Origin of the sequence: Streptomyces cyaneofuscatus, from assembly GCF_042718795.1 — a bacterium.
Taxonomy (GTDB): domain Bacteria; phylum Actinomycetota; class Actinomycetes; order Streptomycetales; family Streptomycetaceae; genus Streptomyces; species Streptomyces cyaneofuscatus_A.
Window position 1 is genome coordinate 81,219 of sequence record NZ_JBHXOX010000010.1, and the last position, 24,560, is coordinate 105,778.

Below are 24,560 nucleotides of genomic sequence, written 5' to 3' on the forward strand. Positions count from 1 at the left end.
CGTCATCCCTCGAACGTGGCGGTGATCCGGCTCAGGTCGGCGGCCGAGAGCCCGGCCGGCCCGGTGGTGGTCTGCGGGCGGATGGTGAGCGTGGAGGCCGCACGGCGGGCGAAGGCATCGGCGAGGCGCTGGACGGTGGCGGCCGGGATGAATGCCTCGTCGAAGCGCCACCTGACCTCGACCGTCTCCGGCCCGGTCCACACCACGGCCTCCAGGCCGAACAGCGGGCTCGCGGCGGTGTCCGGAAGGTCGGGGCCGCGGTCGGCCGCGAGGTCGCCCAGGTAGTTGAGCGCCACCGGCGGCAGCGCTCCGCTCCAATCCCGGGGCTCCTCGATCCGGCGGTGCAGGGCGGCGGCCAGCGCCGCCGGATCGGCCAGCACATGCGGCTCGGCCCGCAGCGGCCGGAAGTCGGTGAGCCAGCCCACGGCGGCCGCCAGGTCGAGCCCGGGCCGGTCACGGCCGTGGAGCTCCACGCACAGCGCGGGCGGCAGGTCCGGGCGCACCTCGGCGAGCGCACCCAGCAGCCCGGCCCCCAGCACGGCGAGAGCCCAACGCGGGGCGTCGTGCTGCGCATCGGCCAGGGCTCGGCGGGCGTCCACGCTCAGCCGCGAGACGGCGTTACGGCACGCGGTCGGCCCGCCGGACCCGGGCCAGGTGGGAAAGGGCGTGGCGGGCCGTCCGTCCTGGTCCCGCAGCCACGCCCCGTACCCGTCCCCGTGCCGCTGCACCGGCTGGGCCGGGCTCGCGTAGGCGTGCCAGAGCTCCTGGTTCAGGCTCTGCAGGGAGACGACGTCGGCGACCAGGTGGTGGACGATCCACACGACCCTCTCCGCCTGTCCGGCGGAGCGGATCAGGCACAGGCCCACCAGCCGGCCAGCGAGGTCGATCCCGTCCTCCACCTGCTCCAGGGCGGCGGCCACGGCCCGCTCCCGCTCGGCGGCCGGGACGCCGTCCAGGTCGAGGACGTGCACGGGCACCGGGCCGGGCTCGCCCAGCCGGGCCGTCCACCGGCCGTCGGCGCGCGTGAACGACGTCCACAGCGCCTCGTGCCCGGCGACGGTCGCGGCGAGCGCCCGCTCCAGGCGCCCGGTGTCGACCGGGGCGGGAGCGTTGGCGCTCCACCGCACGGTCCACCGCTCGGGACGGGCGGCGGCGCGCGCGAGGAACCCGGCCTGGTGGGGCGTCAGCGGCACGGGCCCGGGCTCCACCGCATCCCGAACGCCGACCGGGCGCGCAGCAGCCGCGATCCGGCGCAGGGTCCGGCGCTGAAGGATGTCGTGCACGGTCAGCTCCAGGCCCGCCCGATGCGCCCGGCCGGCCAGCAGGACCGCCTTGATGGAGTCGCCCCCCTCGGCGAAGAAGTTGGCGTCCGGGCTGCTCGGCGGCGCGGAGAGGACCTCGCTCCACAGCGCGGCGACCACGGCGAGCTGCGGGTCGGCCGCGTCCAGCGCCTCCTCCCCGGTGGCGGGCGCGGGGCGTTCGGCCAGCGCCCGGCGGTCGACCTTGCCGTTGCCGCGCAGCGGCAGCCGGTCGAGGACCTCGTACCGGTCGGGGCGGGCGTAGAACGGCAGCCGGTCGGCCGCGAGCGCGGCGGCGGCCTCGGGCAGGGCGGCCGGGTCGGCGTCGGGGGCGGGGACGAGGAACGCGGCGAGCACCGGTGTGCCGCCGGTGGTGGTGACGGCGGCCGCCGTGATGCCGGGGTGGCTGGTCAGGACGGCTTCGATCTCGCCGGGTTCGATGCGGTAGCCGTGGATCTTGAGCTGGTCGTCGCCGCGGCCGAGCATCACCAGCTGCCCGCCGGGGCCGAGGTGGGCGAGGTCACCGGTCCGGTAGGAGCGGGTGTTGGTGTGCGGGCCGGTGGTGAAGCGGGCGTCGGTCTCGGCAGGCCGGCCCAGGTAGCCGGCCGCGACACCGGGCCCGGTGACGACGAGTTCCCCGGCCGTGCCGGGCAGCGCGAGCAGGCCGTTCGGCGTGCGCAGCTCGATCGTCGTGTTGTGGATCGGCGTGCCGATGGGCACCGGGCCTGCCGCCGGGTGCTCGCCCAGGCGCAGGGTGTGGGCGCAGCAGCCGACGGTGGCCTCGGTGGGTCCGTACTCGTTGGTGACGAGCAGGCCGGGTGCGTCCAGGAGGTCCAGGGTGGCGGCGGTCAGCTGCTCGCCGCCGACGACCAGGTGCCGGGCGGCCCGGGTGATCTGGGCGCCGGTCAGGAAGGTGCTGAGCAGGCGCAGGCCGCCGGGGGTGACCTTCAGCGGGCTCAGGCCGCGGGCCCGGGTGAGGGCTGCGGCCAGGTCCTTGGGCTCGTCGGAGGGCAGCAGGGTTACGGCCTGCCCGGTCAGCAGCGGCAGGAACAGGCTGGTGATGGTCATGTCGACGCTGATCGAGGAATGGGCCAGGGTGCCGCTGCCGTCCGCGGTGCCGTAGCGGCGTGAGGCCCAGCCGAGGTAGTTCATCAGGGCCGTGTGGCTGATGGGGACGCCCTTGGGGCGGCCGGTCGAGCCGGAGGTGTAGATCACGTACGCGTCCGTCTCCGGTCCGGCCGCGACCGGCTCGGGTCCGGCCGCCGGGATGCCGGTCGGCAGCGTGTCGATGCGGAGCACGGGCGGACAGTCGGCTGGCGGGAGGTCGGGGCGGTGCTGGTCCGTGACGAACAGTCGCGGGTCGGCGTCGGCGAGCAAGTCGGTCACTCGGCCGGCCGGAAGGGCCGGGTCGATCGGTACGAACGCGGCGCCGCGGCGGGCGACGGCCAGCAGCACGGCCAGCAGTGGCGCCCGGCGGCCCATGGACACGGCCACCCGGTCCCCGGCGGCCACGCCCCGCCCGGCCAGCGTCCGGGCGAGCTCGGCGCTCGCGTCGTGCAGTTCGCGGTAGGTGACCTCTTGGTCGTCGTCGCGGGCGGCGTAGGCGGCCGGGGTGCGCACCGCCTGAGCGTCGAACGCCTCCACCAGGGTGGTGGGCGCCGCAGTGCCGGCCCTGGCCTGGTCGGCGCCGTGCAGGCGGCTGTCGGAGGCGTACGGGTCAAGGATCCGCGCGGCCGCGAGCCCAGCCGGGGTGTCGAGGTGGTCCGGCAGGCCGGTGCACAGGGCGGCCAGCCAGTCGGCCAGGCGTCGGGCGCTGTCCTCGGTGACCGCGGCACTGTCCGCGTCCACGGTGAGGCGCAGTCGGCCGCCGATGTGCAGGGAGTGCAGGTCGAGGCGGATGCGGTCGGTCGCGGCCCGCAGCGCTTTGATGGCGACGTCCAGGCCCGGTCCGAAGTCCAGCGGGGGCGCGTCCACGTGCCGGAATCCGACGGTGAACTCGCCGCCCGGCCGCGGGTGGGTGAAGAAGTCGCCGAACCGGGCGGCGACCACGTTCTCGCGGTGGCAGCCGCGGACGGAATCCGCGAACGAGTCGGCGGTCTGCGGACGTACCAGCATAGGGACGCAGCGGCCCAGCAGGCCGATCGTGTACGGCAGTTGCTCCACCGGTCCGGGGGTGAACAGGCCCAAGGCCCCGTCCTCGCAGGGCGCGATCCGGTTCAGCAGCAGCCGCCACACCGTCACCACGACGGCGTCCACGCCGACCTTGAGGTCCCGGGCGAGACGGACGAGCCGGTCTCCGGCAGCGTCGTCCAACGGCACGGGAAGGTGCAGACGCGGACCAGGCGTGGCGGTGCGCATCACCAGGACGCGGGCCAGGTCCTCCGCCGCGGTGTCCAGCCGGCGGGTCTGCCAGTGCTCGCGGCCGGCGTCGGCGCCCGGGTCGGTGAGCAGGCTGGTGAGGAAGGCGTCGACCGTCTGCGGGTCCGGGCCGCCCGCCCCGGCGGCGGCCTTGGTCCGGTAGCCGGCGGCGACGGCCGCGGCGGCCCGCAGCAGGCCGGTGGTGTCGACCGAGCCGAGCGCCGGGCTCAGGCAGAGGGTGTGGCTGCCGTCGGCGGTGCGGACGAGCCGGACCAGGGGCTTCTCCCTGCCAGTGGCGGTGGCGTCGAGGCGGCGGCGCAGCGCGGGGTGCTCGCGCACGGTGTGTTTGGCGGCCTCGCGAAGCCGGTCGGCGTCCAGCGGTCCGGTCAGCCGCAGTTCGAGGATCGGGGTGGTGAAGGCGGCCTCGGGGTGGGAGGCCAAGTGGAGGTGCTGTGGTGCGTCCGGTGCGACGGCCGGGCCGCCGGCGGCGTCGATCTGCCACACGGTGGTGGCGGTGGCGTGTCGGGGGCTCGAGGTGGTCACCGGGATTCGCCGTCCTCTCGCAGGTTGGCCAGTCGGTCACGGAGCAGGTCGTGCACGGTGGCGGTGCCGGGCCGCAGAAGGATCCGCAGCCGCTGCAGGGGCAGTTCGGGCAGGGTGCAGAGCGCGGCCAGGACGAGCGGGTACGCCTCGGCCAGCCACGGCGGATCCACGGGGTGGCGGGCGTGGGCGTCGAACCGCAGCAGCGCGCTCGCCCCGTCAGCGTGCTCCTGGACGTCGAGCATCAGCGGGTACGGCACCGGCCACAGGGCCGGTTCGCTGCCCGTGATGGTGCAGCCGTCGAGGCGCAGCGGGTGCCTGGCGGGTGACTGGAGGGTGAAGAGCGTGTCGAAGACCGCACCGGCGCCGTCGGCGACCAGCCCGTAGGGCACCTCGGCGTGGCTCAGCGCCTCGGCCGCGGCAGCAACTGCCGTATCGATGTGCCCGCCGGCGGTGGCGGACCAGTCGACGCGGACCGGGACGGGGACGAGGTTGGCGAAGAAGCCGACCGTGTCGGCGAACGCCTCCTCGTTGCGGCCCGCGACCGGGCAGCCCGTCGCCACCGCATCCGTGCCGGCCGCGGCCGCGAGCAGGAGCTGCCAGGCGGCGAGGTGGACCGCGACCGGCGTGACGGACCGGCTTCGCGCCGCCGCCCGCACCGAGCCCATCAGGTCGGAGTCCAGTGCGAAGCGAAGGTGGCAGGGCTCGGTGGGCAGACCGGAGGGCGTGCTCCAGGGGCGAGCGGCTGCCCGGTCGAGCGCGGCGCGGACGGCGGCCGCGCCCTTGTCTGTGCCGCTCTCGCGCCGCAGGAGGGCCGCGGCACTGTACTGGGCGAACGTCGCACCGACCGGAACGCCGGCCAGGGCCTGCGGATCCGTGTACGCGGCGCCCAGGTCGCGCTGGAGGACGTCGACGGACCAGCCGTCGGCCGCGCTGTGGTGCAGCATCAGCAGCAGCACCTGGTCGTCCGGGCCCAGCCGCAGCACGGTCGCGCGCAGCATCACGTCCCGGCCGATGTCGAACCTCGCTGAGAAGAACCGGCGGGCCAGCAGGTCCGCCCGGTCGGCACGGTCGGTCTCCGGCAGGCTCGACACGTCGTGGACCTCGATGTCGACTCCATAGCCGGCGGTCAGCCGGCGCTGCACCAGCGCCCCGCCGTCGTCGACCAGCACGGTGCGCAGGGCCGGGTGCCGGGCGACGACCGCCTCCAGCGCCGAGCGCAGCCAGCCGAGATCGAGCGGGCCGGCGATCCGGTACGTCAGGGGGATGACCTGGGCGTTTCCGCGCCCGCCGATCGCCTCCGCAGCCCAGACGCGCTGCTGCCCGAGCGACGCAGGCGCGGTGTCCGCGTCCGACGGCAGCTCGTTGGCAGGCCGCTGCCCCGCGCCCGCCTGCTGGGCCGCCCCGCGGACGGTCGGATGCGCCAGGAGCTCGTGGACCGCCAGCTCCACTCCGTGTCGGCGAAGGCGCGCGCAGATCACCGCGGCGGTCAGCGAATCGCAGCCCAGCGTGAACAGGTCGTCGTGGACGCCGATCGGTGCGACCTTGAGCGTCTCCTCCCACACCGCAGTGATCCGGCGCTCCGTCTCGGTCTGCGGCGCGACGTACGGGGTGGTGGACGCCGTCTCGCCGGGGCGCCGGTAGGCGTCAACGGCCAGCGCGGCGGCCTCTTGCGAGACGGGCCAGCGCACCCGCGACGGAACCCCGGTGGGCGGGCACTCACCGGCGATCGGGGCCGCGGCGGCGGGCTGCGGCGGGGTGAGGAGCCGCCAGTCCAAGGTCGCGGCCGCCGAAGCATCCACCAGATCGGGCGCATCCGGGAGGTTGAACCGGGTCCGGGCAGCGTCGGCGAACTCTAGGGCCGGCCGGTTGCGCGGGCCCGGCGTGCCGGTGAGAGCGATGCCGTCGATGCCGAGAGCGCCGGCTCGCCCGGCCAGCTCCCGCAGGACGCACCACTCGACGTTGCGTCCCAGGGCGCGGCAGCTGACGAAGAAGTCCCTCACCCGCAGCACCCGGCCGTCGGCGTCGGCCGAGGCGAAGCCCACGAGCCCGTAGTCACCGAAGCGGTCGCGCACCCGGACCGACAGCGCCACCCCGGTGGCCGCGAGGACCTGACGGACCGTTCCCGGCGTATGGCCGCGCAGCGCCAGGTTGAACTGGGTGGTGCGGGCCGCGAGCTGCGCGATCCGCTCCACCTCGTCCCCTGTCGCCTCGGACACCTCCACACGGAGGTCCAGCTGCTCCAGGTACTCAGCCGTCGTCCCCGTTTGCGCCGCAGTCCTCCGGCGCCGGGCCTCCCCCGCGATCAGGGCCGTCCGCGCGCGGTCCTCCGCGGTCCCGGTGCCCTCCAGCGCCAGCTGCCACGTACCGCGCAGGGCGGCGGTGAAAGCCTCAGCCTCGGCGGGCAGGTCGACGACCGTGACTCCCGGGTGCGCGATGGCCACCTCGGCCCGCTCGGCCGCGCTGTCGTCGACGAAGACCAGCGACTCCACCGCGAAGCCGAGCTCGTCGGCGATCTCACCGACGGCGACGGACTTCGGGCCCCAGCCCGCTCGCACCACCGTGAAGTCCCCCAGGCCCAACGGCATGTCCGGGTGGGCGGCGAACACCGCCTCCAGGTCGCCCGGGTTGTTGCGGGAGCACAGGCACAGCACCCGCCCGGCTTCCTGCTGCGCGCGCAGCGCCTCCTGCACCAGCCGGTAGGAGCCGCCCGTGTCCACGTTCTCGGGCCCGATCTCGCCGCACACTCCGCCCCACAGCGTGTTGTCGCCGTCCACGACCACGGCCTTGACCACTGGCCGATGCGCGGCGGTCATCCGTCGCAGCACCGCCTCTGCCCACGCCAGCACCACACGAGGCTTCTCGGCGGCGACGTCGTTGGGCGTGAGGGGCGGCGGCTCGACCCAGGTCAGGCCGCGGGCTGCGACGGCCTGACGGACGATCCGCGTCTCGGCGGGCATCGCGCCGGGGCGAGAGGTCACGTACAGCGGCAGGGCTGAGGTCTGGGCCCAGCGTTCGGCGGCCGCGATCTGGCACTCCATCCACGGGGCTTCGGGGCGCGAGGCGCCGGGCCGCATGCCGTACAGCATGTAGATCTCCGATCCGGCGAACAGCGCGTCCTGTTCGAGGACCGTCTCGAAGCCCCGGCGCTGGAGGAGGGTTCGGAGTCTGTCCACCCGTCCGTCCCGGGCGTGGACCTCGGCGACGACCTGGCCGATACGGGGCCAGTGTTCGTCGTCGAGCCCGGCGAGGACGTCCTCCTCGGCGCGCTCGGCGTCGACCTTCAGGAGGTCGATGCGGCTCACGGCGTTGTCGCGGATCCAGTCCGACAGGCGGATCACCGGAACCTGGAGCTCCTGCCGCTCGGCCGTACGCGCGCGGGCTGTCGGCGCGAGGGCCTCGGCGGCGGCCGCTCGCAGCTCGGCAGGGAGTCCGGGAAGTGCCTCGGCCTGGTGGCGGGCGTACTCCCCCACGATGTGCTGGTCGCCCTCGGCGTCGGCGTAGAAGCCGGACTGCAGCGACGACTGCGGGTAGAAGGTGAGAGCCCGGACGCCTGCGCTCGCTCCGGCAGCAGCGCAGCTCACCGTGCCGCTGATCCCGTACAGGCTCATGTTCATCTGCAGTGCGCGGGCCACGATGGGGACCGGCTCGAAGGCGTGGACCGTGACCTTGCTCGCCTGCGCGGCGGCGAACAGAGCGAACATCCCGATGTTGGCCCCGACATCGACGACGGTGTCGCCGTCGCAGAGCTGTACGCCGTGTCGCAGGTACTGGTTGCGTACGACGATCTCGTCGTAGAGCTCACGTGTCTCGTTCGCGTTCGTCTGCGCGATAGGGCGGCCGTCCGGCAGCGCTCCCAGGCCCGTCCCCAGCGCGGTCTCACCTTCTGGGGCTGCCTCGTGCTTCGGCTGCGGGAGGTTACCCAGGCCCTGCTCCAGGATGACGAGATTCGCTCCCCACGCAGCCGGCCGGAGCCCTCCTCCAGCCGGCCCCGACGACGCCTGGGTCTGCTCGGTCTCGACGCGGTGCACCGTCACGGGCAGCCCGACCGCGTACCCCCAACCGCGAAGCGCGGTGGTCACTTCAGCAAGTCCGGTACCCCCCAGGACCTGGGTCTCGAAGCCCAGCGGCCCGGCCTGCTCCGCGGCCTGGGCCACGGTCAGGTCCGGTACGGCAGCCAGCGAATGCAGTACGGCGTCAACTAGGCCGGCGAGTGCCCACAGCCTGTCCTCGTCGGCGACTCCGGGCAGAGCGCTGAGGGTCCACTCCCAGCCCGCCGGAACGACACGGACCGAGCAGACGAGTGGAGACAGCGCCGGGGGCGGGGTCTGCCCGGCCGCCGAAAAGTGGAACGCCGGCAGCGCGCTGGAGTCGATCAGCTGCTGCAGGCCCGGGAGCCCGCCGACCTTGGTCAGCGGCGGCGAGCTGTCGGCCCACCGTGCGCAGAGGTGGCGGATCGCGGCTTGCGGAAGCACCTGCAGAGCCTCAACTCGCGATGGCTCCCCAGCCGCTGTGGTGCCGCACACCATCCGCACGTCCTCGACGCCGGAGCTGATCGCCAAGACGACCGCGAACGCCGTTCGTGCGAGCAGGCCGACTTCGACGCCGGCCGGTGCATCCGTCCAGCCGCCGGGCGGGCGGGTGAGGGATGACACCGTCACCCGATGACGCCCCCGGTCGTGGGCCGTATGGGCCCGGCGCGTGCACGGCCGTCCGAGATCGGCTGGTTCAGTCCATGCAGACGCCATTCTTCCCCCTCGTCGACGTGCACATCCCGGGCTCACGACAAGTCGGCTTCATGCGGCCGAGGCCCCGCACCGTGCGGGTTCTACGGACGCGCCAGTTGGCCGCCCTCAAGGAGACCGCCGGTCGACAGCGGCAGGAAGAGCGCTGTCGTCATCTCGAGTGGCCTCGCGGTCATCCAGCGGTCATCCACCTGTACCGGGGGTCTCCCATGAAGGGCTTCGCCCGGGGACACTTGGGCAGCCGGTCCAGCAGCGGAGGGGAGCACCGTTGAGCGAGGTCGGGGATCTTCTCGACTACCTCGTCGCACATCACGGGGGAAAGGCCGAAGCGTTCCTGAAACGGATCGCGGCCCGCCATGAGCACATGGGGTTCGGCAGCATGGCAACCCACAAGCAGAAGCTCCACCGCTGGAAGACCGGTACTCGGCCGGACAGAACGACCCAATTCGCGCTTGCCGATTTTCTGGGATTCCCCCGGCGCGACGTTGTGGAACTCGGCTGGCCGGCCTGGCTGCATCGCGCAGTGCCCGATGCACTGCTCGCACCGCGCCGCGCGACCCCGACCGCGCTGAAGGCCCCACGAAAGGCCGGTGAAACCGTGGAACGTCGTCGGTTCATGATCACAGCCGCCGCCGGTGGCATGGCCCTCGCCCTTGCACCCGGCGCCCCAGCCACGGCCAATGCCGGCCGTAGAGTCGGCGATGGCCTGGCCGCCCTTCACGAACAGCGCTTGATCGCCCTACGGCACCTCGACGACAAGGTCGGCTCGGGCCACGTCTACAACGCCGCCGTCAACGAGTTCGACATGATCGCGGGAGCGCTGCGCACCGCGACCTACAGCGAGGCAACTGGTCGGCGTCTGCTCGCCGCCGCGGCCGACGCACAGCGAGCAGCTGGCTGGACCGCGTACGACAGCGGGCACGCGGATCGCGCTGAAGCACACTTCGCAGACGCCTCCGAGGACGCTCTTTCTTCCCGTGATTCGGAGGTTCTCGCCACGACCCTCTCCTTCTGGGCCATTAAGCTGTACTCAACCGGCACCCCCCAGGAAGCAGTGTCCCTGGTGGAAGCCGCGAAGGTTCACGGTCGTGCAACCGGGTCCGCCCGGATGCTCGCAATGCTCCACGCCCGGGCCTGTCGAGCTCACGCGAGGGCGGGCGAGCGGCAAGCTTCCGACCGGGAAGCGAGCGCGGCCCTGGACGCATACAGCAACGCCATCTGCCTCACCGAGGATCTTCCGTCGCTGTACTGGGTCAACCTGGGAGAGATCTACCAACTCCTGGGCAGCTCCGCGCTCAACCTCGGTCATCCCGCCCGCGCGCTGGACCACTTCCAACAGGCCGCCACCGCTGGCGTGGCCGAACTCCAAGAAAGCTACGACGGCGACTCCTTTCCACGCGGGGCTGCAATCTACGAGGCACGCGCCGCCGAAGCACACCTTGAACTCGGTTCCATCGAACAGGCCGTAGCCATAGCCCACCTCGCCGTCGAGCACATGGGCGGCGTGAACTCGGCCCGCGGCAACACTGCCCTGGCTGACCTCCGAACGAAACTGCGGGCTCATCAGACTGTGGCCGAAGTCCGAGACTTTCTGAAGTTCACCGCGTAGCGGGACACCCAAGGAGTGGCGGCCAGGCCGCCTCCCGGCAACCACGTGTGTTCCGACGTCGGGTCGGTCGGGCTGCGTTGTCCGAAGCGGTCCTCTCCCCGGCTCGCCCCGTGACTCCGTGCCGAGCGACTGCGGGCAGATTCGGCTGCCGTGCTGCTCGCGGGGCTTCCGGAAGCCGCCGGACCGCCCTCAGCCGTCAGAACTCCGTCGCGCGCCGCGACGCCTCTCCCGCCCCCTTGCCCAACGGTGGACCACCTTGCTGATCAACGTTGTCCTTTTCACCCGTTTGAGGGATACCGCCCCGGCCAAGGGCATCCACATTCCGTCATAACTCAGCACCAAGGCCGCCCCGCCAATCGAAGGTCACCGACTCGGCGTAGCATCACGCACTGTGACGTCACCAATACAGGGGCTCTCGGTCGTCGTAGCTCTCGCAGCGCCGATGGCCCTCATACCTTCCTCCCTCTCCGGCCCAACGGACCGGCCGAGTCGTGCCGCGGTGGCCCCGGCCCCCTGCATCAGCGGAGAGCGTGAACGGCGGAGCGAGTCCTCCGTCGACGACGGCGAGATCCGCTGGACGGACAAGACCCGCTATGACGGGCCCCGCGAACACGCGCTGAAGGCGTGGCAGTACTCCGGAGCGAAGATCAAGCTGCGCCCCGACAGCGCCAGCACCGTCAACGACCTCGAGTTCCGCGACTACAAGGGCGGCACTGCCGACCGGGCGGCGGTGGCCCAGTACGTACGCGACTCCGGAACAGCGGCCACCGACTACATCCGTTTCAACCGGGACAAGATGAGCGGTCGCAACAGGGCATTCATGAACAGCGCCAGCGCTCACGAACTCGGCCACGCGCTCGGCCTCTGCCACAAGGGCGGCCGGGTCCTGTCCCTGATGTGGACCGACATCGCCTCGCCGCCCATCACTTCCCCCCAGGCCGTCGACAAGGCCAACTACAGCAACCTGTGGAGATAGTCGTGCGCAAGCGGTCGTGGATCATCACCGCAGGCGTCGGCCTCGCCCTCGCGGCGGGCACCGGCATCTACGTCCTCGTCGCCGACGGCGAGGTAAGCGTCTCCTCGCTGTGCACGCCGCCGGCCAGCACGCCCGAGTACGTCGCCGCCTACGCCCCCACCGTCGTCATCGGCACGGTCACGGGCCCCACCCGCTACACCCCCGACACCGGCGACCCCAGCACCGGCGTACAGGAAGCCACCCTCACCGTCGAGAAGACCCTCAAAGGCCCCCAGCAGCGCGATCTCGGCCTCTCACAGTCCGTCACCCGCACCGCCGAGGGCACCTACACCACAGCAGAACCCCTCTACCAGCCCCTGGCGACCGGGAAACGGTACGCCGTCGCCGTCCTCGACCGGGCGCAGGACGGAGGCCGATGGGTCTGGGGCGCGGAGCGGGCACCGGACGAAACCGCCGACGAGCGGTGGACCGCCGCCGTCGCCGCCAAGGCGATCCTGCCGACCGCCACCTGCGACGACACCCGCACCATCACCTCCACACCTGACCCGCAGTAGAGCAGCCCCACCAACGGCACGCATGCGGCGAAGGACAGGGAGCCTCGCTCCGCGCGAATCCGAAGGCGTCTGTGCGGTCGGTGTGGCCGTCTCGGCTGGTGATGGGGGCCGGGAAGCTGGGAAGCGGTCTGGAAAACCCTGCCACCGGCCCCGTTGACCTGCGACGAGTGTGGGCATCCGATGTACGCGAATAGCTCCTGCGGCGGCTTGCGGTTCTTCGCCCGCACCCCGGGAGCCCCTCGTGTGCGCTCGGCCTGAGTCCGTCACCCACCACCTGCTGATGCTGGAGATGGCCAACGCCGCCCGCGACGCGGGCGCCCACGCCGAACTCGAGGTCCCCGGCCTCCAAGGCCTGAGCGGCGCTCTGCGCTGCCGGGGCAAGGCCGGGGAGCTGGGGCTGGACCCGCACCGACGGGCCCGTGATCGCGGACCGAGTCAGGTGGCTCTCCGTACGGGCCGCGCTCCACTCCTCACCGGCCACCGGATCGCCTCGCGTACGGACAATCGCACGCCGGTGCTCCGGTGGCGCGGTCGCTCGGTATCAGGCTTCTCGGAGACCACCAGTGCCCGGCGTGGCGGGTTCCGCTCCTTCACTCACTCGCGAAAATGGGAGGATGACGACATACCACCTTCGCGCCGTAGATTTCCGTGGCATGCCTGGGCAGGTGGAGGCTGAGCTGTCGGACACAGCCATGACTGCCGCAGCCGCGCACTTCTCCGCGCTCCGCGTGCGATCGGAGTGCGGTGCGCGAAGAGTTTGGGTTCTGCTAGGACGCACAGATCCGACGTACAACGACTTCATCGTCATGCCGCGATGGATGCCCGGTGCAGTTGACGGTGGGGCCCCTGCCGGACTACAACAGCATCGTCAGCAGCCACCTCCACTACAGACTTCACGAGGGGCATCCTGGGCGCAGCTCCAAGGCCGCCCCGATGCCTGGTCCATGCTGACCACCGCCCTGACGGAGACGAGACCTGGCGTTGCACCGGTGCCGATCTGGTCTGCGGATGCCGTCGGCAGGGCGCTGGTCGCCCAGGGAGGCGGTCCGCGCGGTGGAAAAGATCACCCTGCCCTCCCTCATCGGAGAGGCAGTACCCACGGTGGTACTGCCGGCTCTCGGTGTTCACCCGCAGGCCGGACAGGAGACGAATGTCCGGGTGCGAGTATGGCGAGCTTTGATGTGGGCTCTCTCCGCTGCTGCGGATCGTACCGGGGGTCTTGTCACCGTGAACGGCGAACCGGCGCCGGCTGGTGCGAGGGGCAGCTACGACCCGTTCGATTTCATGAGCGACGAGCAGTGGCGGATGCTCCGTCATATGCTCCCGCCCGAGCTCGCCCTTTTGCACAGTGATCTGCGGTCGCATCTTGACGGCGTTCTCTGGTGCGTGCGGAGCGGACGCTCCTGGGAGCATCTGCCCGTCCAGCTAGGCACCTCAGACGGTGACCTCTGGCACCGCCGGTGGACCAGTGACGGCACGCTTGATGCCCTTCGCCGAGTGCTCGTCCCCTATCGGCCGCCCACTGCCGGTGGCGACTCCATCGAGACGGCGAGTTCGGGTGCGTACGGGCTTCCGGGCATCTCCTGTGAAGTCTGACCGGGATCGTGCTCGCGACCGGCTGAGCACCGCAATCATGCACGGCCGGTGGCGCGGGTCCGTGATTACCGGCCCTGGAGCGTCTTGCTCAGAGCTCGGTTGATCTGCGGGTCACGGCCGGTGACGTAGGACTCGACCTGGGCGTACCCGGCCTTGTCGTAGAGCGCGAGCGCGGAACGGTTGAGGGAGCCGGTCTCGAGGATGATCCGCCTGATGCCCCGCCGCTGGGCCGCGTCTTCCAACGCTCGGAGGATGGCCTGTCCCGCTCCTGTGCCCCTGGCTTCGGGGACCACGTACATCCGCTTGATCTCTGCCGTACGCGAGGCGAGCTGGCGGATGCCGCCGCAGCCCACGGCGGTCGATCCGCGTCGGGCGACGAGGAAAAGGCCGTTCGGTACGCGGAAGGAGGAGATGGGCGTGGCCGTGGGGTCGTCGGCGAATCCGTAGAGGCCGACCTGCTCGCGGTGCAGCGCCTGTGTGAGGCGCTGGGCGTCGGGGTGGTCGTAGGCCACCGGCTGGAGACGCAAAGGGTGAGCTTGGGAGTGGTGGGTGGTACCTGTCATGGGCGCCCCGTTCCTGCTCGGTTCTGCCGCCCAGGCCCGGGGGCGCGGATGCGTTGAAGCGTGTCCCCCCGACTGGAACGGGGGGACGCGCTTCAACGGGGCGACCGGATCCGTCAGATATCGAACGCGCCCGTTTTGAGGCCCGCCATGAAGGCCGTGAACGTTGCAGCGGGAACGAGCAGCGCGGGGCCCTGGGGATTCTTGGAGTCCCTGACCCCTCGCTGCCCGGGCGACGCGGCGGCGGTAAGGTCAGCGACTTCTACGCACTGGCCTTCGTTGCCCCCACTGTAGGAGGACTTCCGCCAGACGGCGCCTCGGAGTTCGGGGGCCGTCGGGTTGTTGGTGGTCACTGGTGCAGTCCTTCCAGGTACTGATGGAGAACATCCCGCGATGTGTCGACGGAACGAGCGATGCCGGCGATGGCAGTGAAGTCCTTCTCCAGGAACCCCACCTGCTTCGCGTCTTCGGTGTGGTTCCCACCCATGGGGCTGTCGGTGCTGGCGACCTTCGCCCACGGGTGCTTGAAGGACATGATGGTGATGGCGCCGTTGGACCCGTAGGTGGGGTGCGCGGTGAGGGGCACGAGCTGGAGTTCGACGTTCGGCATCGCCGAGAGGTCGAGCAGCCTGAGGATCTGGTCGCGCATGAGCGCGGGACCGGACTCGAAGGTGGCGTGGAGCGCCGACTCGGGTACGAGAGCGTGGAGTCTGCGGACCTTGTTGAGGACGACCTGCCGGGCCTGGCGGATCGCGACGAGCATCTCCGCGTGCTCGGCCGAGACAGCGGTGGGCGCGCGGGTGATCATCTCCCGGACGTAGCCGGGCGACTGCAGCAGGCCGGGCAGGATCGCCGGGTGATGGATCTGCAGTTCCCGGGCGTCGGATTCCAGCTCGATGAAGTCGAGGTAGTTCTCCCCGATGATCCCCGCATAGGGCTTCCACCAGGCGGAGTTGAGGGGTTCCTCTGCAGCCCTGGCTACTTCTTCGACCGCCTCGGGGTCGTCGACGCCGACGATGTCGGCGAGCTTGCGGACGTCGGCGGCCGAGATCCTGTATGTGCCTTTCAGGATGCGGCTCAGACGGGTCCGGTCCCACTGCATCTGCTTGGCGACGTCGCCGGCCGTCGCCGTTCCGATCCACCGACGCAACTGACCGCCAACTCTGCGCCGTTTGAGCGTCGGCTTCGCGCGCTTCTGCGTCATGGACGCAGTCTGGCACGTCGATGACGCACGGGACCATGCCCAGCAGAGCCGGTTTTTGGCAATCCGACTCACACACTTGCGCCCCGACCGCCAAAAGGAGCAAGCTATGGGTGTGGCGGACGCTGACTGTCCATCAAGTCATGATCATTCGTGACGCACAGTCGCCTCTGCCGCGATCCGGGCCGCGTCGTCGGCCCAGCGGGTCCCGCCCTCCCACCCCCGAGGGGGCGGGACTCCGCATCCCCCCTCCGACGAAGCCGAGGCTGTGATGAGCCAGAGCACCACCCGCGCCTCCCGTGCCCCCGCGGACTGGATGGATCGCGACAATGACGGCAACCGGGCGTTCTGGCCCGACCTTCCCCGCGTGGCACCGGACCGGAACATCCAGCTCATGCGGCTCCGCAGAGAACAGATGGAGCGCCGACTCGCAGCATTGAGGGTCAGCGGCCGCGTGCCCCGGATCGCCCTGTACGCCCGCACGGTTAACGGGCAGACCCCGGCCCGGTCCCTGACCGCCGCCCGCAGCTTCGCCGAGAGCAGGGCCTGGCAGGTCGGGCGCGAGCAGGAGTTCACCGACTGCCTCAGCCTGAGTGCCGCCGAGGACCGCCTCGGGTGGTTGCAGATGAAGCAGCGGATCGCGAGCGGATTCATCGACGGCATCGTCGCGATCACGCGGCCCGACGTCAGCCCGCAACTCAGCGAGTACGAGCACGAGTTGGATTGGCTGGCTTGGCACGGCGGCTTCGTTGCCCTCGTGCACCCCGAGAACGTCGTGCCGCAGTAAGAACACCCCCGCAGACTCGAACCGACTCCCAAGCGCTCAGCCCGGTGGTGGCCGTCCGCACAGCCTGACCGGCGCCGGGCCCCGCGCCCTCCTCCGGCCCGCGGGCGGCTCGCGTCACCTCTCACCGAAGACTCCCGCCCCGGCCTGCTGCCGGACACACGTGTCCACCATGGCGCAGGTCACGGGGCGGGGTTCCACCTTCCCGCCCGGGCACGGCCAGGCGACCGTGCAGCCGGAGCTCGCGCTGCGGCGGAATGGCAGCCGTGCACCTGGCCGGGAAGTTCACGCCACTCATTCGCCGCTCAACAGCTTCCAGGAGGACGCGATGTTCCTTCCCTACCCCGTGATCGAACAGCTCGACGACTCCCAGGTGGCTACCTGGGAGGAGCACTTCGCCGGCGCCGGACATGAACGGCCCCGGGCGATCGAGGAGGGCATCTGGCGCAGGACGCAGGACCCGGCGAACGCCGTCCAGTCCGGCTGGTCCGAGGACGCCCAGGGCCGCCGCCGCATCGTGCACTACCGCTACCGCTACGGCATCGACTACACCTTCCCGGTGCCGCGTCTCGTGCTCGCGGAGCTCTACCTCTACACCTCGGTGCTCGCCCCCAGGGCGGAGATCAGCGAGTACGGCGACAACGTACGCTCCTGGCTCGCCGAGGGCGGCTGGCGGCAGACCGGCGACACCACGTGGGCCAAGGGCGACCTCCGGGTCACCGTCACCCCGCACGACACCCACCCCCAGGACGAGCGGGCCTCCCGGCCGACGCCGGCCGGGTTCTGCTCGCTGGACGTCGTGTTCCTCTCCGAGGACTTCGAGGTGACCCGCAACGTGCGCCAGATGCCGTGGAACGTCCTGGCCGGCGGCATCCGCATCAAGGACGAGCGCGGCAACCCCGCCTATGCCGAGGACCTGGGCGAGCTGAAGAACCACCTGCCCTTCCAGGTCGAGATCGGCTGCGGCACGAGCGTCGAAGCCGGTGTGCCCCCGCTGCACTTCCTGCACCAGGCCTACCGGGTCACCGAGCGCACCGACAACGTCATGAAGCAGACCCACCCGTTCGTGCTGTCCCCGGCCAAGGACACCCTCGTGCAGGAGATGCTCCTCGACGCGACGGCGAAGGCCGAGGAGCTCACCACCATGTTCCGCGTCAGCTTCCTCGCCGAACCCACCGCCGCCCATCACGCTCTCAAGGCCCTGCACGACGCCGGCCACTTCGTCGGCCCCGTACTGCAGCACAACTTCGACCTCCTCGCGGCGCGGGCCGGACTCGAAGAGCACTTCGTGCGCCGGTACGACCAGAAGATCCCGCCCGTGCCGTTCGACCCGGAGGCCAAGGCGCTCCTGGTCATCGGGCTGCACGCCGACCGGCGCTCGGTGCAGAGGCGGGCCCGCGAGCGCGGCATGAAGGTCTTCTACCTCGACACCGAGGGACTGGTCGAGTTCGACGAGTACATGCCCTACCCGCTGGAGGGCCCGCAGGACGGCGACACGATCGTGCAGGCCGAGGCCACCCCCATGCTCCTGGACCTGTGCCACCAGCTCGGCGTGGACGTCCCCGCCGCACACGCCCCCGCCTGACCAGCACGCACCCCGTGGGGCCGCGCGCGAGCGCGGTGCGCGGCCCCACCCCCTCAGAGCACCCAAGCACGCACGCCCGAGAAAGGAACTCCCTCCAGTGGACTCGTACGCGCAGAACCGGCCCCGGCTTCTGACCTCCTCCAGGCCCCTGCCGGACTTCGAGGTCGTGGGCACGCAGGGCCCCTGGCTGCACCTGCAGGGCGGCACCCGGATCTTCGACGGCTCCAGCGGACTGCTGTGCACCAACACCGGCCAGAGCAGCCCCCGGGTCCGCGCCCGGATCCAGGAACAGTTCGACCGCTACACCTTCGGCGGGGCCGCCGTCGTCCAGCCCCGCATCCAGATGGACCTGATGGAGCGGCTGTGCCGCGCCGTGGGGCGGCCGGAGGACTCCGTGGCACTGACCACGTGCGGAACCCTCGGCGTCGAGGTCGCCATCCAGCTCGCCCGCACCATCACCCGCGCACGCGACCGGAAGGCGCGCGGGGACATCCTGACGTCGACCCTGAGCTACCACGGAATGTCCGCCCTGACCCTCGGCCTCGCGGGCAACCACACCCGCCGGCCCCGCGCGCAGGACGCGCTCGGCCTCGGCCCCGCCTTCCCCGCTCCCTACCCGCCGGCACACGGCAGCGCCCACCCGGACCGGGCCTGCGATGCCTCCTGCGCCGACGAAGTCGCCCACGAGATCGACCGCCGCGGGCCGGAGAACGTCGCCGCGGTGCTGATCGAGCCCATCAACGGTACGACGGGCGGGGCATTCGTCCCGCCCGACGGCTACCTCCGCCGCGTCTCGGAGATCTGCCGGGAGCGGGACGTCCTGGTGATCCACGACGAGGTGCTGACCGGGATGTGGCGCACCGGTATGGCGCTGGCCAGCCACCACTGGGAGGGCTGCGAGCCCGACATGGTGATCCTCTCCAAGGGGCTCGGCGCCGGCTACACCAGCGTCGGCGCGGTGCTGGTGTCCCCCATGGCGGCCCGCTGGCTCCGGCACGAGGAAGCCGATTCGCTGCCCGCGATGGGCACCATGGCGGCCAACCCCCTCATGGCGGCCGCATGCCTGGGCGTCCTCGACGAGCTGGAGCAGCTGGATCTCACCGCGCTCGCCGCGCTCGGTGAACGGCTCTCTGACGCCATGACGTCGCTGACGGACATCCCAACGGTGCGGGACGTACGCGGGCGCGGCTTCCTCTACGGGGTGGAGGTCGGTGCCGGACGGCTGTGGCCGGTGATGAGGGCCGCCGAGGAACGGGGCGTGTTCTTCTACCCGTTCACCGGTGCCGGGGATCCCACGAGCGAAGGGTTCGTCGTCGCGCCCCCGCTGTCCTCGACGGACGACGACATCGAGTTCCTGGCCAGCGCGCTGACCGGCGCACTCAAGGCCGCAAGCTGACCCCCGGGCCATCAGCCCCGCCGCCCGGCATGCCCCGACTCACCTCTGAACATCCGAGCGAGAACCCCAACAGGCGTACGAGTGCGCCCAGTTAAATGATCTCGCCTGCCGATAGCGTCTGGGGCACACCGCCTTCGGTGTGCCCGTACGAGACAAGGACGACCTGCAATGCGCGTTTCCGTGATCGGCTGCGGTCACCTCGGCATCCCGCACGCTGCGGCGATGGCCGAGCTCGGCCACGAAGTGATCGGCGTCGACGTCGACCAGGCCAAGGTCGACCGGCTCAACGCCGGCGAATGCCCCATCTACGAGAAGGACCTGCAGGAGCTCCTCGCCCGCCACACCCACAGCGGACGCCTGCGCTTCACCACCGACATCCGCGCGGCCGCCGACTTCGCCGAGCTGCACTTCATCGGCGTCGGCACCCCGATCGACGCCGACGGCCGCTCCTACGACACCGCCCAGGTCTTCGGCGCGATCCGCCAGCTCGCCCCCCACCTCGACCGGCCCTGCACGATCATCGGGAAGTCCACCGTCACCGTCGGCACCACCGCGAAGGTCACAGACCTCGTCCAGCGCCTCGCCCCCGCGGGCAACCGGGTCGACGTCGTCTGGAACCCCGAGTTCCTGCGCGAGGGCCACGCCGTCGAGGACACCCTACGCCCCGACCGGCTCATCGCAGGCGTCTCCACCCCTGAGGGCGAGAAAGCCATCCGGGCGGTCTACGCCGGGATCATCGACGCAGGCGTGCCGCTCTTCGTCACCTCCCCGTCGACCGCCGAGCTGGCCAAGGGCGCCGCCAACACCTTCCTCGGCCTCAAGATCTCCTACATCAACGCCGTCTCCGACATGTGCGCGGCTGCGGGCGGCGACATCGCCCAGATCGTGGAGATCCTCGGCATCGACCCGCGCATCGGCGCCGGAGGCATGCAGCCCGGCATCGGGTACGGCGGCGGCTGCCTCCCCAAGGACGTCCGCGCCTTCACCGCCTCCGCCCGCCAGCTCGGCGCCGACCGGGCGGCGGCCCTCCTGCGCGCGGCCGAGGAGATCAACGAGGACCGCATCACCGTCGCCCTCGGTCTCATCACCCGCGCCCTGGGCGACCGGCCCGTCAACGGCAGCCGGATCACCGTGTGGGGCGCCGCGTTCAAGCCCGGCACCAACGACGTACGCGAGTCCCCGGCCCTCGCCCTGGCCCAGGCCCTCCAGCAGGCCGGCGGAGTCGTCACCGTCCACGACCCGCAGGCCGTGCCCACGGCGATGGTCCGTAACCCGGAGCTGGACTACACCGACAACCTGGCCGCCTCTCTCGACGGCGCGGACCTCGTCGTCCTCGCCACCGAGTGGCCCGAGTACCGGCACGCCGACCCCCACACCCTGGTCAACCGCCCGGCCGCCGCCCTGCTCGTCGACTGCCGCACCACCGTCGACCCCGAACCGTGGCGCACCGCCGGCTGGACCGTCCACCAACTCGGCCGCCCCAGCCCGCCGAACCAGGAAACCCCGTGACCAGCGACGAGGTAACTGTCCGCCGGGCCCACGATGCGGACGCGCTCGCCGCCGCCGACGTGTGGCTGCGCTCCTACGCTGCCGCTCTTCCCTCCGTGCGCTGCGCCCACAGCGCGGCGGAGGTGCGGAACTGGTTCGCCAATGTGCTCATCCCCCAGTACGAAACCTGGGTGGCTGTCGCCGGGAACACGGTGGTGGGACTCCTGGTCCTCAACGGCCGCGACCTCAAGCAGCTATACCTCGACCCGAGCTGGCGGGGCTGTGGCCTGGGAGACCGCTTCGTGGCCCTCGCCAAGCAGCGCCGGCCCGACGGACTGTCGCTGTCGACGTTCCAGGTCAACGGCCCGGCCCGCCGCTTCTACGAGCGCCACGGCTTCACCGAGGCCGAACGCACCGACGGACAGGGCAACGACGAACGGGAGCCCGACATCCGATACGTATGGGCACCACGAACCTCATAGACCAGTCGGCACCCATACCGAGGGCGGCCACTGCCTCGCAGCAGCGGCCGCCCTCGGCGTACAGGCCATGGGACTACGGTGTCGCTCATGACAATTCTGGTCGTCGGCGGCAGCGGCTTTCTGGGGTCCGAGATCATCCGGCAGGCGGACTCCGCAGGGCACCAGGTGGGCGCGACGTACGCGACCAGGCCAGGTGAAGGGCCCCCGACCCGCTGGCACCGACTCGATCTGCGGGACCCAAGCTCCCTCGACGCCGTCCTGGCCGAGGTACAGCCGGACATCGTCATCAACACCGCGAGCGCCCGGTCCGACTGGGCGGTCACAGCCGAAGGACCGCTCCACCTCGCGATCACCACCGCCAGGCGGAACATCAGCCTGGTTCACGTGTCCTCCGACGCCGTGTTCTCCGGAACCGGACGCATCCACTACGACGAGTCCTGCCGCCCCGACCCCATCACCGCCTACGGTGCGGCGAAGGCCACCGCAGAGACAGGTGTCCTCGCCGTACACCCCAAGGCCGCCGTCGTCCGTACCTCACTGATCATCGGATACGGCCGCTCCGCCCACGAGCGCCTGGTGCACCAGCTGGCAGCGGGCACGGTCGACGGAACCCTGTTCACCGACGATGTCCGCTGCCCGGTCCACGTCACAGACCTGGCCGCCACCCTGCTGGAAGTAGCCCTGAGCGGCGGCACGGGTCTCCACCACGCCGCCGGGCCCGATGCTCTGAGCCGACACGCCCTCGGCCTGCTCATCGCACAGCGCGACGGCCTGGACATCTCCCTGCTACGAAAAGGGCTGCGCGCCGGCAGCACGATCCCAGGAGCCCTCGACGTACGCCTCGACAGCCGAGCTACGCAACGCTCACTGCGTACCCGGTTTCGTGGCGCACGGACTTTCCTCGGCCCGGCAAGCCGGTAGACGATCCGCCGAAAAGGATCGCGGCGGCGAGGGGCACGTCACCTCAGCACGAGCCGCGGCAAGCGGTTCCGGCCGCTGAACTACTAGCCCCACCCGCTGCTCGTGCCGAGCGCCGTCCACTGCCTGACCGCCGAACCCACGAACGGCCGCTCGGGCACCAACCGCCGATTTCCACGCGCACTACGCCCCGCCCGCGCTTATCCAGCGAGGCAACTGATCACGATCCCAAAGGGGTCATCTGTGCGAGGTCAGGATCACTGCCAGCTCGTCGACGAGAGCGATGAGGCGATTCAGCTCTGCCCCCTGCCGGGGGAACGTGGCCACCACCGCCGCTGCGATCAATGAAGACCGCATGGCCGCGGTGGTCCATGCCAGTCTGTCCCAGCGGGAGCTGCTACCTGAGGAGCACTGGGTCGACACTGGCTACGCCAACAGTCCCGCCATGGTTGCCGCCCGCCGCGACTACGGTGTTGAGCTGCACGGCCCTCTCCAGGCGGTCAACAGCGTCCAGTCCTTGCGCGGTGATGGTGCTTACGGCCAGGATGCGTTCACCATCGACTGGGATAACGAGCGCGTGACCTGCCCGAACGGTCGCACCAGTAGATCGTGGGCCGTTTACAGCTCGCAGCGGCGGATGCCCGTACTCCGGGTCGGCTTCTCGGTCCTGGACTGCCGCCCCTGCCCACACCGGCGTGACTGCCTGAGCACACCAACGACGCAGCGACGACAGATCACGCTCCGGCCACGCGAAGAGTACGAGGCTCTCCGGCAGACTCGTGTTCTCCAGCAGACCGACGAGTGGAAAGAGCGCTACAAGATCCGTGCCGGCGTCGAGGGCACCATTGCTCAAGGCGTCCAACATTGCGATATGCGCAGGTCCCGCTATCGCGGCCTGACCAAGACCAGCCTCCAGCACCAACTCACGGGCGCCGCCATCAACCTCGCCCGCATCGACGCCTGGCTCTCCGGTACCAGCCATGCCCGCACGCGCGTCTCACACTTTGCGGCTCTTCAGCAGAGTGAGGGCTGAGCAGCGCTCACGGATTGATGGCCCCAGAACCGCTTACGGCTTTGCCGATATCGACTGGCCAACTGGGCCTGTATCGGGCAACGAAGTCGGCGAAGTCCTCGCACAGATACCGCGGGTCAGAGGGCTTCAGCCGTATCTGCTGGTGACCGCTGTGCACCCACCAGACCTCGAACTCAGTCACTGTTCCCTCGACAGGCCAGTCTTCGCTTCGCCGACGAGGCAAGAGCACGACGTCGACGAACCCTCCGACACTGAGGCCAATGTCCACGAAGACACCAATCGCCCCCGGCCTGGGCACCCGGACGACGGTGCCCGTGAAGACCTGACCGAAGCGCAGCTCACCTTGAACTCGCTCCCACTCTGCATCCGTCACCACTTACGCATCCTCGCACCTCAGCACTGGCCTGGACAGGAAAGCCCGGTGCGAGCTCCAACTCACACCGGGCTCAACTTCTGAGTTCGCCAACAGCGTCCAGGACAAGTGGCCGGGGCGTCGCGGTGTCAGTGTGCGTTGACCCTCACGTCGAACGTCTCGCCAGCCGCGATCCTGCTACCGGCCGGGGGCGCCGCCGGTGGTGATGGACGTCGACTCGCGCCAGCAGGTGACGCGGCTCGTGGCTGCCCCGGGGGGCGTCGGACGGGGACCCGGTGGCCGGCACGGGGGCGGTCGAGGTGCTGGACGCGCACACGGCCGCGACGGTGTGGTGGCGGGCAAGCGGCCATCTGTTGGAGCGGTTACTCGACGGCAGTCCGGTGGTGCTGCGCCAGTTCGAGGACGGCCCGGCCGCCGCCCGCCGTCAGGACCAAGTGCGGGCGCACTTGGCTGCGGCGGCGGTGCCGGGGCCGGGCATGGTGGCGGACCGGTTCAGTGTGCTCAGCCCCGGCACCGAGCGGCGGCATCTGGCGGGGGCGGACCGCGAGGCCGGGTACATGACGCTCGGCCGGTCGCGCTCGGCTGCGTGCTGGAGCTGTCCCGCCGCGGGGCCACCAGCGTCCGGGTGGTGACCACGCGTCGGCACGCCGCGATCCGCCGAGCTCCGGGGTGATCTGTGTACCGTCCAAGGGCGCCAGGCGGGGACGGTTGGTCCTCGACGCGGCCGGCGTCCCGGCGACCGCGGCCATGTTGACCTCGCCCGGCGGCATTCTCGGTCTGCTCGGCACTCCCGCCGGGGGCGTCGCGCTCGGTGCGCTCCAGGTGCACCGGGCCGGCTGGAGCGTGGTGGGGATGCACGAGTTGGCACCCGCCGCCGAGGGCGCGCACCAGGCCGCGTTTACCACGGCCTGGTGCTGGCTCACGGGGCATCTCGATCCGGCCCTGGCCACGTTCTGGTGCCGGACGGTGCCCGGCGAGAAGGCGCCGCACCTGTTCGCCCTGCTCGACGGCCCGGGCCGCCCGGCCGAGCCGGTCCTGCTGCTGGACTGGAGGCTTGCGTGAGC

Annotated in this window: 19 protein-coding genes; 13 read left to right on the plus strand and 6 right to left on the minus strand. The window is 71.2% G+C overall.

The window, feature by feature from the left end:
- Positions 1-2: 2 nt before the first annotated feature.
- Positions 3-4,199, minus strand: coding sequence for an amino acid adenylation domain-containing protein (locus tag ACFWRT_RS13590; RefSeq protein WP_380949199.1), 4,197 nt, complete (start codon positions 4,197-4,199; stop codon positions 3-5).
- On the minus strand, positions 4,196-8,671 hold the full coding sequence (locus tag ACFWRT_RS13595) for an FkbM family methyltransferase (RefSeq protein WP_380949197.1): 4,476 nt from the start codon (positions 8,669-8,671) through the stop codon (positions 4,196-4,198). Before ACFWRT_RS13595 ends, ACFWRT_RS13590 begins: the two co-directional genes overlap by 4 nt.
- A gap of 538 nt (positions 8,672-9,209) precedes the next feature.
- On the opposite strand from ACFWRT_RS13595, the gene ACFWRT_RS13600 reads away from it, so the two are divergent.
- The 4 genes from ACFWRT_RS13600 to ACFWRT_RS13615 all read left to right on the plus strand — a co-directional run bounded on the left by ACFWRT_RS13600 (position 9,210) and on the right by ACFWRT_RS13615 (position 13,676).
- A complete protein-coding gene (locus tag ACFWRT_RS13600; protein WP_380949196.1) occupies positions 9,210-10,550 on the plus strand; it encodes a transcriptional regulator in 1,341 nt (446 codons plus the stop codon).
- A gap of 499 nt (positions 10,551-11,049) precedes the next feature.
- Positions 11,050-11,526, plus strand: coding sequence for a hypothetical protein (locus ACFWRT_RS13605; protein ID WP_380949195.1), 477 nt, complete (start codon positions 11,050-11,052; stop codon positions 11,524-11,526).
- A 2-nt stretch (positions 11,527-11,528) separates the two neighbouring features.
- The gene (locus tag ACFWRT_RS13610) at positions 11,529-12,080 is read left to right on the plus strand and encodes a hypothetical protein (RefSeq protein WP_380949194.1); all 552 of its coding nucleotides are present in this window, start codon (positions 11,529-11,531) and stop codon (positions 12,078-12,080) included.
- 1,284 nt (positions 12,081-13,364) lie between these two features.
- Positions 13,365-13,676 carry a transposase gene (locus tag ACFWRT_RS13615; RefSeq protein WP_381121297.1) on the plus strand — a complete coding sequence of 104 codons (312 nt, stop codon included), beginning with the start codon at positions 13,365-13,367 and terminating at the stop codon, positions 13,674-13,676.
- A 65-nt stretch (positions 13,677-13,741) separates the two neighbouring features.
- Here the strand turns inward: ACFWRT_RS13615 and ACFWRT_RS13620 are convergent, their stop codons facing one another.
- The 3 genes from ACFWRT_RS13620 to ACFWRT_RS13630 form a co-directional block, all read right to left on the minus strand.
- Positions 13,742-14,239 (minus strand): GNAT family N-acetyltransferase, encoded by a 498-nt coding sequence (locus tag ACFWRT_RS13620; protein ID WP_380949192.1) that lies wholly within the window; start codon positions 14,237-14,239, stop codon positions 13,742-13,744.
- 113 nt (positions 14,240-14,352) lie between these two features.
- On the minus strand, positions 14,353-14,589 hold the full coding sequence (locus ACFWRT_RS13625) for a DUF397 domain-containing protein (protein WP_380949191.1): 237 nt from the start codon (positions 14,587-14,589) through the stop codon (positions 14,353-14,355).
- A complete protein-coding gene (locus tag ACFWRT_RS13630; RefSeq protein WP_380949190.1) occupies positions 14,586-15,440 on the minus strand; it encodes a helix-turn-helix domain-containing protein in 855 nt (284 codons plus the stop codon). The genes ACFWRT_RS13625 and ACFWRT_RS13630 overlap by 4 nt, the downstream gene beginning before the upstream one ends.
- 268 nt (positions 15,441-15,708) lie before the next feature.
- Between ACFWRT_RS13630 and ACFWRT_RS13635 the strand changes: the two genes are divergently transcribed.
- The 7 genes from ACFWRT_RS13635 to ACFWRT_RS13665 all read left to right on the plus strand — a co-directional run bounded on the left by ACFWRT_RS13635 (position 15,709) and on the right by ACFWRT_RS13665 (position 23,123).
- Positions 15,709-16,224, plus strand: a complete 516-nt coding sequence (locus ACFWRT_RS13635; RefSeq protein WP_380949189.1) for a hypothetical protein — start codon at positions 15,709-15,711, stop codon at positions 16,222-16,224.
- 325 nt (positions 16,225-16,549) lie between these two features.
- Positions 16,550-17,806: a hypothetical protein gene (locus ACFWRT_RS13640; protein ID WP_380949188.1), complete on the plus strand. Its 1,257-nt coding sequence runs from the start codon at positions 16,550-16,552 to the stop codon at positions 17,804-17,806.
- Positions 17,807-17,903: 97 nt separating this feature from the next.
- A complete protein-coding gene (locus ACFWRT_RS13645) occupies positions 17,904-19,202 on the plus strand; it encodes a class-III pyridoxal-phosphate-dependent aminotransferase (protein WP_380949187.1) in 1,299 nt (432 codons plus the stop codon).
- A 168-nt stretch (positions 19,203-19,370) separates the two neighbouring features.
- The gene (locus ACFWRT_RS13650) at positions 19,371-20,711 is read left to right on the plus strand and encodes a UDP-glucose dehydrogenase family protein (RefSeq protein ID WP_380949186.1); all 1,341 of its coding nucleotides are present in this window, start codon (positions 19,371-19,373) and stop codon (positions 20,709-20,711) included.
- Complete coding sequence (locus ACFWRT_RS13655; RefSeq protein ID WP_380949185.1) at positions 20,708-21,172, plus strand: GNAT family N-acetyltransferase; 465 nt, start codon at positions 20,708-20,710, stop codon at positions 21,170-21,172. The genes ACFWRT_RS13650 and ACFWRT_RS13655 overlap by 4 nt, the downstream gene beginning before the upstream one ends.
- An 87-nt stretch (positions 21,173-21,259) precedes the next feature.
- Positions 21,260-22,093 carry an SDR family oxidoreductase gene (locus ACFWRT_RS13660; protein WP_380949184.1) on the plus strand — a complete coding sequence of 278 codons (834 nt, stop codon included), beginning with the start codon at positions 21,260-21,262 and terminating at the stop codon, positions 22,091-22,093.
- A 316-nt stretch (positions 22,094-22,409) separates the two neighbouring features.
- On the plus strand, positions 22,410-23,123 hold the full coding sequence (locus ACFWRT_RS13665) for a transposase (RefSeq protein ID WP_380949183.1): 714 nt from the start codon (positions 22,410-22,412) through the stop codon (positions 23,121-23,123).
- Between the two features lie 7 nt (positions 23,124-23,130).
- Here the strand turns inward: ACFWRT_RS13665 and ACFWRT_RS13670 are convergent, their stop codons facing one another.
- Positions 23,131-23,499, minus strand: coding sequence for a hypothetical protein (locus ACFWRT_RS13670; RefSeq protein WP_380949182.1), 369 nt, complete (start codon positions 23,497-23,499; stop codon positions 23,131-23,133).
- A 272-nt stretch (positions 23,500-23,771) separates the two neighbouring features.
- On the opposite strand from ACFWRT_RS13670, the gene ACFWRT_RS13675 reads away from it, so the two are divergent.
- Positions 23,772-24,128, plus strand: coding sequence for a hypothetical protein (locus ACFWRT_RS13675; RefSeq protein ID WP_380949181.1), 357 nt, complete (start codon positions 23,772-23,774; stop codon positions 24,126-24,128).
- 76 nt (positions 24,129-24,204) lie between these two features.
- Positions 24,205-24,558 (plus strand): hypothetical protein, encoded by a 354-nt coding sequence (locus ACFWRT_RS13680; protein ID WP_381121280.1) that lies wholly within the window; start codon positions 24,205-24,207, stop codon positions 24,556-24,558.
- Positions 24,559-24,560: the final 2 nt, after the last annotated feature.